Origin of the sequence: Vibrio sp. 10N.222.47.A9, assembly GCF_963872585.1 — a bacterium.
GTDB classification, from domain to species: Bacteria; Pseudomonadota; Gammaproteobacteria; order Enterobacterales; family Vibrionaceae; genus Vibrio; species Vibrio splendidus.
In genome coordinates this window covers 153,363-164,680 of record NZ_CAWNBB010000041.1, presented here as the reverse complement: position 1 = coordinate 164,680, position 11,318 = coordinate 153,363, and the positions used below count along the sequence as shown (strand labels likewise).

Genomic DNA, 11,318 nt, shown 5'->3' with positions numbered 1-11,318 from the left:
TGAATTACGCAACAAAGCCATGTAGATACAGAAACCACGGAGTACCCTAGGGCGGGATCGCACTTGGTTCACTGACGTGATCTAATCGCGCCAAACCCTAGTCACAAAAGATATTGAACCTGATTGAACACTTATCTATCGTCGAAGATGCTCGATCAGACATTAACCAGAAACACGAATTTGTTATGTTCCAAGTGAGCAACTCTATCGTGTTTGGGTGTGAAGGTATTGAATTTTATTGGAGAAGAAAAGTTAAATTGGTTAAGGAAACACAGGCCATTCGAGCATTATACCCCTCGACGACACACTATTGCTCGCATCCTGCATTCCGTTGTAGCACAGTCATTACTGACACCAGAGAACTTTGGAAAGACGAACAAATAATTAGCCAAAATTTATTAAATAAATTTATTAATCAATTAGATACACTCAGAAGTGATAATAGTAAATTTGCAGTTAACCATCGTCTTTTTAAGAAGAATCTTAGCGGTGCAGAGAACAAAGTTGCTTGGCTGACCCAGGAAAATAAGCGTCTGGTAGAACAAATAACAACGCCAATGGAAAGAGCAGACATGCCGCACACTGAGTAGTCAGTTGGTCGATGTCATTTCACCAGCATGGTGGGGTTCTATGTTATGAAGGTAGCAGTACGCACATAACATGTGTGGTTTGCTTGGCAGTGTGATATTCAGTATAACTTACCATTTGATAAACCATCAGAATATCCCACAACATAGTAATCAGTGTTTCTCCAATTGAAGTTTCAAAAACTCAGTTCATAGCTTTTTCTTGAAGTATTCCAAGAAAGGGCGTAATGTCAATTGACATACTAAATTGATAACCAATGCTTAGTTATCCAGATGCAGGTTATTGATAATAAACGGTAAAATCTCATTTTTTGTTGCGGGCGTTTGGTTCAAATCCCTATCCCTCCACCACATTAAAGAAAGCCGCTGAGAAATCAGCGGCTTTTTTGTATTTGAAACATTACGTCATTCCAATATGCCGCCTCTAAGTAGCTATAGCCGCTCAGTTACCACTTGTACCTTCTAAGACCCAGCTAAATGATAAAACTCACTCTGAGCTGCTCAATACTCGATTTATGGTCTGTACATCAATCAAGAAATCACCCATAAAAAAACGCCAGCAACATTCATTGCTAGCGTTTAGTTTTAACCTGCTATTAATTTTCTACTGTTGAAGTGTTCTCAACACCACCACTTCATTCTGCTCCAAGTTAAATGTGCCACTACCATCCGTCACAACAACTTGATCACCACCTAAAATATTATCGTAAGTTCCGTTCGCTAAGCCTAGGTTAATGGCATTCACAGAGGTGCTGTTACCTAAATTCATGGCAACGACAACAACATCATCCCCAGCATTGCGCTCATAGACTAAAACATCATTACTTACCCAACGTTCAATGTAAGAGCCTTGCTGAATCGCATAACTTTCTTTACGCAATTTACTCAGTTTCTTAATCATTTGATAAGCCGGCGTATTAGTATCAAAACTTGGCATCATTTCACGGTTATATGGGTCATTACCTACTTGTCCAAACCCATTGGTCGTAAAGTTCGCAGCATAGTGTTCAGTGCCATAGTAGATACAAGGGACACCGCGAGAAGTCATAATAAGAGCTAAACCTAACTCAATACGATCTTGAGCGAATGGAACACTCTGGCGACCGCCCCATTTATCTTTACCTGGCCCGAAATTAGTTGCGTCTGAACGAAGCACCGTAGATAAACGCGGAGCATCATGGTTATCTAAGAATACAACCTGCCAGTCACTCGATGTAAACTTAGTATCGCGAATTTTCATGTACTCATTAATCGCGTACATACCAGTACCATTGGCACGCAACAGCGCGTCTTCTATCGTATTACGTAGACCAAAATCTAATAGTGCAGAGCCAGATGTGTTAGCAAAATCAATCGACTTAGCATTAATACCCGTAGCCGTGGCACCTGCATCCATCCACTCACCAAAGAAGTAGAAACCAGGCTTACCCTTAGCTTTTGCGTAATTGTTTAAGTCGCCAGTCCAGCGTTGAATAAAAGATTTATCCATATGCTTAATCGCATCAATACGAATGCCATCGACACCGAGGTCAATCCAGAACTTTGCTCCTTCAACTAAATATTGATAGGTTTTCTCATTACTTTGGTCAAAGTCGGATAGATTAAATAAGTTGTGGTTTCGAACTTGATAATAATCATCCCAATTCGTCACTCCACCATTATGGTGATACCAGTTTTCAGTATCGCCATCGAAGTTAGTTTGGTACACACCATTTTTATATAACGCACCATATTCATTTTCATCATTGGGGTTAGAATGGTTTGGTGCGTAGTCCAGCACCAACTTCATGTCATACTCATCCATTTTTTGGCTAAGAGCGCGGAAATCGTCAATTGTGCCTAAATGCTCATCCACTTGGAAAAAATCACGTCCCCAGTAACCATGATAACCAGCTGAACCATCTTTGTTTAATTGGTCGACATTATTAACAGGCGGGGTAATCCAAATAGAAGTAATTCCCATATCTTTTAGGTAATCTAACTTACCTAACAACCCTTTGATATCACCACCAAAATACTTCTTATAATCAGATCGGTCTGCAGAGTAAGTCTGAGCATTATTACCGGTATTATTTGCAGAATCGCCATCAGAAAAACGGTCTAAAAAGACGAAGTACATCGTCTCATCACGCATATCAAAAGCTAGTTTTTCATGGACTACAACACTGTTGGTATCAGCGTAGAAGTTAATCTCATACGTTTTATTAGGATCAACAACGAAGTTAGCTAGTGGGTAATTTTCTGACCAATCACCAAAACGGTCGATTTTGAAACTTGGGGGGTTACTGCCATCCCCTGTGTTAAATTTTTTAACTATTTGCCAATGGTTAGTTTTCACTTTAACCATGCTTTCTGTTTGCCAATTATTTGCAGTTCCACGAAAATAAGCTTGATTCCAATCTGCAGCAGCAGGCAAGGAAGCAAGCAATACTGAAAAGAGCACTAACTTGTTCTTCATCATCTTGTCCTATTTTACGTTGATAAATGGTTATTAGGGGTACAGCAAACCCTCCAAACAAAATCTTGGATGGTTACATCGGTATTAAATAATCTTGATTTACTTTTTACTTTTTACTTTTTACTTTTTACTTTTTACTAAAAATAACCCCTACGTATATTTAGGGATTATTTAAATGACGTTAAGGGTAGTTAATATAACAAGGTTATATTCTCTTCCGTTTCTGAATCAAATATATGACAGAACCCTGAATCAAAATTAAACCTCACATTACTGCCAATATCCGAGGTTGTAATGGTTTGATTATTAACACGAGCAACAATTTCATTATTACCAATTCTAAAGTACAAATACTTTTCATTACCTAAGTTTTCGACGACGGTTAATTCACCTGGGTGAACATTCACCGTTTCATCATCGTTAGCTAAATCAATATGCTCAGGTCGAATGCCTAAACACACTGGTTTATCTATGTAGTTAAGCAACTTCTCTTGCTTATCTTTAGGGATAATAATTTGGGCACCAGGTGCAAGTTCTACGTAAATATCGTCACCAAGTTTACGTAAGGTTGTGTTCACTAAGTTCATTGCTGGTGAACCAATAAAGCCAGCTACAAATTTATTTTTTGGGTAATTATAAAGATTGGAAGGAGTGTCGACTTGCATGATGTTGCCTTGGTTTAACACACAAATTCTATCCCCTAGCGTTAACGCTTCCGTCTGATCATGTGTCACATAGATCATTGTTGCTGGGTTGCCTTCTTCTTTCAAAGACTGGTGCAGTTGAGCAATTTTAACTCGCATTGAAACACGCAATTTGGCGTCAAGGTTAGACAGCGGTTCATCAAATAAGAATACATCAGGTTTACGCACAATCGCTCGTCCCACAGCTACACGCTGGCGTTGCCCACCCGACATTTCTTTCGGTTTACGATAAAGCAAATCTGTAATTTCTAATTTTTCAGCCGCTTCTTCAACACGTTGTTTGATTTCTTCTCTCGGCTTTTTCTGCATCTTTAGACCAAAGGCCATGTTGTCAAAAACCGTTTTATGCGGGTAAAGCGCATAGTTTTGGAACACCATTGCAATGCCACGATCTTTAGGAGGTAAATCATTAACGACTTGATCACCAATACGGATATCACCACCTGAAATACTTTCAAGACCCGCTATCATGCGCAGTGTGGTTGACTTAGCACAACCAGATGGACCCACAAATACCATGAACTCACCTTCATGAATATCTAAGTCAATTCCATGTACAGCTTTAAAACCATTGTCGTATTCTTTTTCTACTTTGCGTAGGCTAACTGTTGCCATTTGATACTCCGCATACGGGTTATATACTCAAGTGTAAAAATAAGGCTCACTTGGTATCGCTTATTCAAAAAATTAAAACTGTTTATTTAGCGAATAGTTCCACTTAGCGAGTGATTCTACAGAGTAAAAACACTCGCTAAATAGGCAAAAGAAGAGAGTACTAAGTATAACTTATAGGTGGACCGAACGACTTTGAACGTCTATTAGTACTCTCAACGGAAATAATGCTATTTACACGCCTTTATAAGTGCTCGTACTGGTTTCTTATCCTTGTTGATCTCAATACTCCACAAGTACTTCCCATCTTCAGGGATATTTACCGTTGTATTTTTAGCAAAACCACCACGTTTTAGTTCTTTTTCATAGCCTACTTCCATCTCTTTACCTGCAGCAGTAAATTGAGGATTCCAACTCATGGTTGCAAACTGTAAGCTTACATTGCCTGCTTTTTCTTCACTCACGACTTGATAGATACCATTGCCTTTATGAGACATCTGGCGGTTATCCATGTGCATCCACTGACCATCAGGGAAAGTACCAATCACAAACAGTGAAGGACGAATTGGACCACGGTCTTCAACACTCGCTAGATTACAGTCAGCAAAAGGACCAGTAGCAAGACTTTGTTCAATAGCGGGAGCGTCTGAAGTGCTTGCACACCCCATTAATGCAGAAGACAAAAGAGCAGTAAGCAGCAGAGTACGTTTCATTATAAATTCCTTATTATTCTAATCATTAAATAGTCAGATTCATCTTCGTGTCATGGTCGAAAATATGACTAAAGTAAGTATCAAAGTTCACGTTAAAATATTTACCAATATCATTGGTATTCAAAACTTTATTTCTAACCTTTGAAACAAACAATTTATGTTCAATATTAAAAATAAGGTTATAGCCATTATCCTGTTTTTGTAACTCAGTAAACTGACCTTCTACGGTATTCAATTTATCGTTATCATCCGCTAGATAAATAAAATCAGGTCGAATACCAAACTTAACTTTTTCGTTAATATAGTTAGACAAGCATTCTTGATGATGAGGCGGAATATTTAAAGTAGAGTTATCACCTAACTCTAAATACACACCTTCAATACTATCTCTTATATAAGCATCAACAATATTAATTGATTCGTTCATAAAATTGTCACTTAATAATATTCATAATTTTAAAAACCTTGCGATAAACCCCTTATTCTTAGCAGATTCATTACTACTAGGTTTCTTGCTGTTATTTGTTAATTTATTAAGCATGGCTAAGTTCTTATAATACGAACGTGCGTCTTTTGCTGGATAGCCAAACAGATCACTATTTTCTGGGAAAGAATGACTCACACCTGATTTCGCTTTAACAACCGAGTTCTTGCCTATCGTGAGGTGCCCAGCAGTGCCAGCTTGACCATGTACAATCACGTTATCTTCAAGGATGGTGTGCCCTGCGAAACCCGTTTGAGAAACTAATAAACAATGCTGCCCAATCTTACAGTCATGACCTATTTGCACTAGGTTATCAATTTTGGTGCCTCGTCCAATCACGGTGTTGCCTAAGGTGCCACGGTCAATAGTGTTGTTACATCCAATTTCAACATCGTCTTGAATAATCACTCGACCAACGCTTTCTACGCGCTCATAGCGTGTTAACTTGCCAGTCATATATTCAAAGCTGTAATTACCTATCGAGTTATTGGAATCGATAGTCACGTTATTACCGATCACGGTCCCTTCTTTGATAACCGTATTGGCATGAATGGCGACATTATTACCTATCGTCACGCCGTTCATGATTTTCACACCGGGCATAAAGTGGCAGTTTTCACCTATTTGACAGTGCTTTCCAATATAGACATCTGGAGTATCAGAGGTATTGCATTGATCAAATAATTGATACTTATGTACTTTATAAAAACGCATTAGTTGATTGAGCTTATCGGCATCAAGCTCATCAATGATAATTTTCGTTTTGGCTTGAGTTTCAAGCACAACTTTTGGTCCAACAATGACATCCGCTAAAGTTTCAGAAAGCCCTTTAAGATCTGACTTAGCAAATACTATCGCTAACCCTCCTTTTTCATCGCTTGATACTGGGCGAATCGTTGATATCTCAATTGATTCATCACCAACTACTTTGCCACCAAGGATTTGAGCAATTTCTGAAACTTTTATCATGATGTTCGACCTACTATTTATTAAAAGCGGTATAAAGCTTGTAAGAAGAGGGTGTTTTGTTCAACCACTTTTTCATCACCTGCATATTGAGCAGCATTCGATGTTTCAGTATCTTTCGCCCATTCATACTCAGCTTTCATTAGCCAATCGTCACCTACAGCTTGCTCATAGCCTACTGTCGCTTTACGAATATCTTTGAAGTAATCATCGTTACTGCCAATTCCATTCGTTTCGTTTTCACCGATACGCGCTCGCACATACATTGTGCCTGCATCATCAAAGCTGTATTGAACAATTGGCTCAGCGTATTTTTCAGTAAAGTCGCTAACTTTATTTCCGTTTGCGTCGTTTTCTTTAATTTGGTAGAAAAACTCAACGCCCATTTCCCAGTTACCAAAACGCTTATATGGCTTGAAGAGTAAACTATATCCCTCTTCTTTTATCGTGCCCCACGCACTCTTATCTTCATCATTCAATAAATATTCAAGGTTTGAATAGAAACCAGCACCATATTCATTATTCCAGTAGGTTAAGTATGGTCTAAAACTGTGTTCTGTTGTGGTATGGCGTAATCCATTAACACCTGCCGTGCTATATATCTGGCTTCTTGTATATTCGATGTCATAGACCGCACCAGTCGCCCAGCCACTGCCTATGTTAAAACCTTTGTTCAGTGATAAAAGATGTTTGTAACCATCTTCTGTTTCACTGTATCCCGTTTGTTCTTTCTTACGGTCTTCCAATTTAAACGCATACAGAGCCGACATGTTCCACTTAGCATTTTTGTAGAACAAACTTACTACTTCGTGAGTCCTAGTTTTCTCAGTAGATTCAGTCCCTCCCCACTTCGCCCAGTCGGTAGTCGTTTTGTATTCATACTCAACTGATGATCCAACGTGCCCGCCAAACTGCATAGCTTCATCAAAAAAAGTATCTTCAGGTGCAAAGCCTCGGTCGCTTGCTAGTGCAGTGGTGCTAATAAGTAGGGTGTTAGCTATCACTACAGACAATATTGTTCGTTTCACAGTATTTCCTTATTAATCCGGCAATGGAGTTATTTTCTAATAATTCTGGCCACGAATCTTAGTAGTTCACGTTGAACGCCTAATTATTGTTCTGCATTTATTTTTATTTTTCTTCCTATAGAAATGATATATGAGACATTGGTCACCTTTAGCTATGGAAATAATTGACCACCATCACGAATAGTAGGGTTTTCATTAATCTAAGTGTCAAATTGAGCCTAGTTCTTGCTGCCATTCCTTAGCTAACCTGGTTTCCTACATAACAAGCCACAATACTATTAAACCTGTAAATATAGTGATTCAAATCACAAACACGCTTCTATTCCACTCAATTCGTATTGACATATTTTGGTCGAGACATAACCTAGTAGTATCTTATGAACTACTACTTTGATTGTGCGGTGTGGATATGAAGAAAAATCTATTTACGACAACGTTAATGGCTGCAGCTTTAGTATCAGGATTTGCTTGTGCTGAAGAAATTGTGCCAGAAAGCGGTGCAGAGCTATTAATCTGGACAGATAAATCAACTGTCGATTACATGGAATATGCAGCTGAATCTTTCAACAAAGATTTCGCCCAAGATATTAAGTTCTCATTTAGAGGGCTTGCACCCATCGATTCGGCATCTCGACTTATTCAGGATGGTGGCTCAGCGCGTGTTGCTGACGTTGCCGAGATTGAACATGACCTACTGGGGCGTTTAGTTGTTGCCGGTGGCGCAATGGAAAATCTAGTCTCTGCAGACCGAATCAATAGCACATTCATGCAAAATGCTATCAGTGCGTCACAAGCAGAAGGCGGCAGTTATGGCTTCCCTGTCAGCTTCGCAACAACGGCTCTTTTCTATAACAAAGACCTACTGCCTGAAGCGCCTGAAAACTTTGAGGAACTCATTGAGTTTTCAAAATCCTTCAATAGTAAAAAAGAGCATAAGTACGCCTTACTTTGGGATATCCAAAATTACTACGAGTCACGTATGTTCGTCACACTCTATGGCGCTTATGAGTTTGGTAAAAACGGGACGGATGCAAAAGATATCGGCATTGACTCTGAAAAGGCTCAACAAGGTTTAGAGGCAATGAAGAAACTGCGTGTTGCTAATGACTCTAACCCTATTGATATGCGTAACCCGCAAGTTCGCCGTGGTTTATTTAGCGAAGGTAAAGTTGCCGCGATTATCGATGGTCCGTGGGCGATTCAAGGTTATAAAAACTCAGGTATAAACTTTGGAGTTGTGCCTATGCCGAAATTAGAAGGTCAGCAACCTCGTACTTTCTCAACAGTTAGGCTTGCAGTTGTCTCTTCCTATACTGAATACCCAAGAGCAGCTCAATTATTTGCTGACTACCTCACGACTGACAAAATGCTCAAGAAACGTTACGAAATGGCTCAAGCTATCCCGCCAGTTCCAACCGTTATGGAAGAGATTATCGTCGATGCTGACGAAGCAACTTACGCTATTATCACTCAAGGTTTCTATTCAGACGCTATGCCTTCAGTACCTGAGATGGGGTTCATTTGGTCGCCAATGGCAAGTGCAATTACGGCATTTTGGATAAACGATAAGTCACCAAAAGACGTATTAGACCGAGCTCGCTCAATTATCGAAGAACAGATCGAACTCCAAGAGTAAAGAGGATCTATGTTGTTATCAGAGACTAAGCCGGCACCACGAGTGCCTGCTGCTCTCCTCATAATGGGGAGCACACAACTCTTAAAAGGTCACTGGGTGAAAGGTGGCGTATTCTTAGCAATGCAGCTAATTACGTTACTGGTTTTCCCTGAGCTACTCTCTTCGCTGAAAGGGTTAGTAACTTTAGGCGACGTAGCTCAAGTGCGTAAAGGCTTTACGATCACCCAAGGCGACAACTCAGTATTTATGCTGGTAGAAGGAGTGATCGCCCTACTCTATAGCTTCTTATTCATTTGCTTATATTTAGCCAACGTTAAAGATGCAAAAGAAACCCAAAGAACCAACCTGACTTTACGTGAACAGATCAAAGATATTTACGACCAAAAATTCGCATTTATCATGCTGTCCCCTGCTTTTGTAGCCAGTATTGCTTTCATCATAATGCCGATCATCATTACTGTGATGGTGTCATTTACTAACTATTCTGCGCCTCATCATATTCCACCAAGGAATTTGGTTGATTGGGTTGGTTTTAAGAATTTCTTTGCCTTATTTGAGCTTAAAATTTGGTCAAGCACCTTCTTTGGCGTGGCATCTTGGACTGTGATGTGGGCGTTTTTTGCCACTATCTGTACTTGCGGTTTTGGATTTTTGTTGGCGCTTGCATTGCAAAACAAAAATATCAAAGCAAAGAAAGCATGGCGTTTTGTTTTCATTCTTCCTTATGCCATTCCAGCCTTTGTGACCTTGTTGATGTTCCGCCTACTTTTGAATGGTATTGGTCCGGTTAACGCGGTATTGAATTCGTGGGGGCTAGATTCTGTCGCTTTCTTATCTGACCCATTTACCGCAAAAATCACGGTTATTGCAGTCAGTGTTTGGGTCGGTGCACCTTACTTCATGCTACTTATCGCAGGTGCATTAACGAATATTCCCGAGGACCTTTACGAAGCCAGTGAAGTGGATGGAGCCAATAAACTCCAGCAGTTCTGGGAAATAACTTTGCCTATGGTATTACACCAAGTTGCGCCATCTCTAGTGATGACCTTTGCCCATAACTTCAATAATTTCGGTGCAATTTTCCTATTAACCGAAGGTGGTCCAATAAACCCTGAATATCGATTTGCTGGTCACACCGACATCTTGATCACTTGGATCTACAAACTGACATTAGATTTCCAGCAGTACCAAATTGCTTCTGTTATCTCAATTGTCATCTTCTTATTCTTGTCTGGTATTGCTATTTGGCAGTTCCGCCGCATGAATTCCTTTAAAGACGATGTAGGTATGTAACATGGATAAGTTTATTGGAAAAATCGGTACAGCTATCGTTTACCTCTTCCTAATAACCAATGCGTTGTTAGTACTTGGACCGGTAATTTGGACCGTTATGGCGTCATTTAAAGCGGGTAATAACTTATTTAGCTCATCGTTTACTGGGATGGAATTTACTCTTGACCACTACCGAGCACTTTTTACCGACACGCCATATTTTGAGTGGTACAAAAATACGTTCTTCCTAGCAACCGCCAATATGATCATTTCACTGATCGTGGTAACCATTTCGGCGTTTGTATTCTCACGTTACCGCTTCAAGGGTAAACGGAACGTAATGATGAGTATTTTAGTCTTACAGATGTTCCCTGCGTTTCTATCAATGACCGCTATTTACATTTTATTGTCCAAAATGGGCTTAATTGATACTTACGCTGGCTTACTGTTTGTTTACGTCACCGGCTCCCTTCCCTTCATGATTTGGCTTGTGAAAGGTTACTTCGACGCTATCCCAACATCATTAGATGAAGCGGCCAAAATTGATGGCGCTGGTCATATGACGATTTTCTTAGAAATCATTTTACCACTAGCCAAACCTATCCTTGTCTTTGTCGGCTTAGTTTCATTTACAGGACCATGGATGGATTTCATTTTGCCAACGCTAATCTTGCGTAGTGAAGAAAAAATGACTCTCGCAATTGGTATCTTCAGTTGGATTTCATCGAACTCCGCTGAAAATTTCACCTTATTTGCCGCAGGTTCTTTGTTGGTAGCCGTCCCAATCACGTTGCTATTCGTTGCAACACAAAAACACATCACCACTGGTCTCGTCAGCGGTGCAGTAAAAGAATAACG

General features: G+C 39.8%; 10 protein-coding genes. 4 read left to right on the top strand and 6 right to left on the bottom strand.

All coding sequences use genetic code 11. The features are described 5' to 3' along the window. Positions 1 to 185: 185 nt before the first annotated feature. Positions 186 to 590 (top strand): hypothetical protein, encoded by a 405-nt coding sequence (locus tag AACT19_RS12870; RefSeq protein WP_076646551.1) that lies wholly within the window; start codon positions 186 to 188, stop codon positions 588 to 590. Positions 591 to 1,191: 601 nt separating this feature from the next. On the opposite strand, the gene AACT19_RS12865 is transcribed toward AACT19_RS12870, so the two are convergent. From AACT19_RS12865 to AACT19_RS12840, 6 genes are all read right to left on the bottom strand, one after another. Beyond that, positions 1,192 to 3,045: an alpha-amylase family glycosyl hydrolase gene (locus AACT19_RS12865; RefSeq protein WP_076646549.1), complete on the bottom strand. Its 1,854-nt coding sequence runs from the start codon at positions 3,043 to 3,045 to the stop codon at positions 1,192 to 1,194. A 191-nt stretch (positions 3,046 to 3,236) separates the two neighbouring features. Then, complete coding sequence (locus AACT19_RS12860; RefSeq protein ID WP_076646547.1) at positions 3,237 to 4,364, bottom strand: ABC transporter ATP-binding protein; 1,128 nt, start codon at positions 4,362 to 4,364, stop codon at positions 3,237 to 3,239. Between the two features lie 227 nt (positions 4,365 to 4,591). After that, entirely contained in the window at positions 4,592 to 5,074 is a 483-nt protein-coding gene (locus tag AACT19_RS12855) for a glycosidase (RefSeq protein ID WP_076646545.1), read from the bottom strand. Positions 5,075 to 5,099: 25 nt separating this feature from the next. Beyond that, positions 5,100 to 5,501, bottom strand: a complete 402-nt coding sequence (locus AACT19_RS12850) for a hypothetical protein (RefSeq protein WP_017092510.1) — start codon at positions 5,499 to 5,501, stop codon at positions 5,100 to 5,102. A 21-nt stretch (positions 5,502 to 5,522) separates the two neighbouring features. Then, the gene (gene lpxD, locus AACT19_RS12845) at positions 5,523 to 6,527 is read right to left on the bottom strand and encodes a UDP-3-O-(3-hydroxymyristoyl)glucosamine N-acyltransferase (protein ID WP_076646543.1); all 1,005 of its coding nucleotides are present in this window, start codon (positions 6,525 to 6,527) and stop codon (positions 5,523 to 5,525) included. A gap of 20 nt (positions 6,528 to 6,547) precedes the next feature. Next, positions 6,548 to 7,552 (bottom strand): hypothetical protein, encoded by a 1,005-nt coding sequence (locus AACT19_RS12840; protein WP_004734074.1) that lies wholly within the window; start codon positions 7,550 to 7,552, stop codon positions 6,548 to 6,550. Between the two features lie 409 nt (positions 7,553 to 7,961). Between AACT19_RS12840 and AACT19_RS12835 the strand changes: the two genes are divergently transcribed. Genes AACT19_RS12835 through AACT19_RS12825 form a run of 3 tightly spaced genes read left to right on the top strand, consistent with a single transcriptional unit; the run spans position 7,962 to position 11,316 of the window. Beyond that, entirely contained in the window at positions 7,962 to 9,188 is a 1,227-nt protein-coding gene (locus AACT19_RS12835; RefSeq protein ID WP_020477191.1) for a sugar ABC transporter substrate-binding protein, read from the top strand. A 9-nt stretch (positions 9,189 to 9,197) separates the two neighbouring features. Then, the gene (locus tag AACT19_RS12830; protein WP_004734076.1) at positions 9,198 to 10,481 is read left to right on the top strand and encodes a carbohydrate ABC transporter permease; all 1,284 of its coding nucleotides are present in this window, start codon (positions 9,198 to 9,200) and stop codon (positions 10,479 to 10,481) included. Position 10,482: 1 nt separating this feature from the next. Continuing rightward, positions 10,483 to 11,316 carry a sugar ABC transporter permease gene (locus tag AACT19_RS12825; RefSeq protein ID WP_017092506.1) on the top strand — a complete coding sequence of 278 codons (834 nt, stop codon included), beginning with the start codon at positions 10,483 to 10,485 and terminating at the stop codon, positions 11,314 to 11,316. Positions 11,317 to 11,318: the final 2 nt, after the last annotated feature.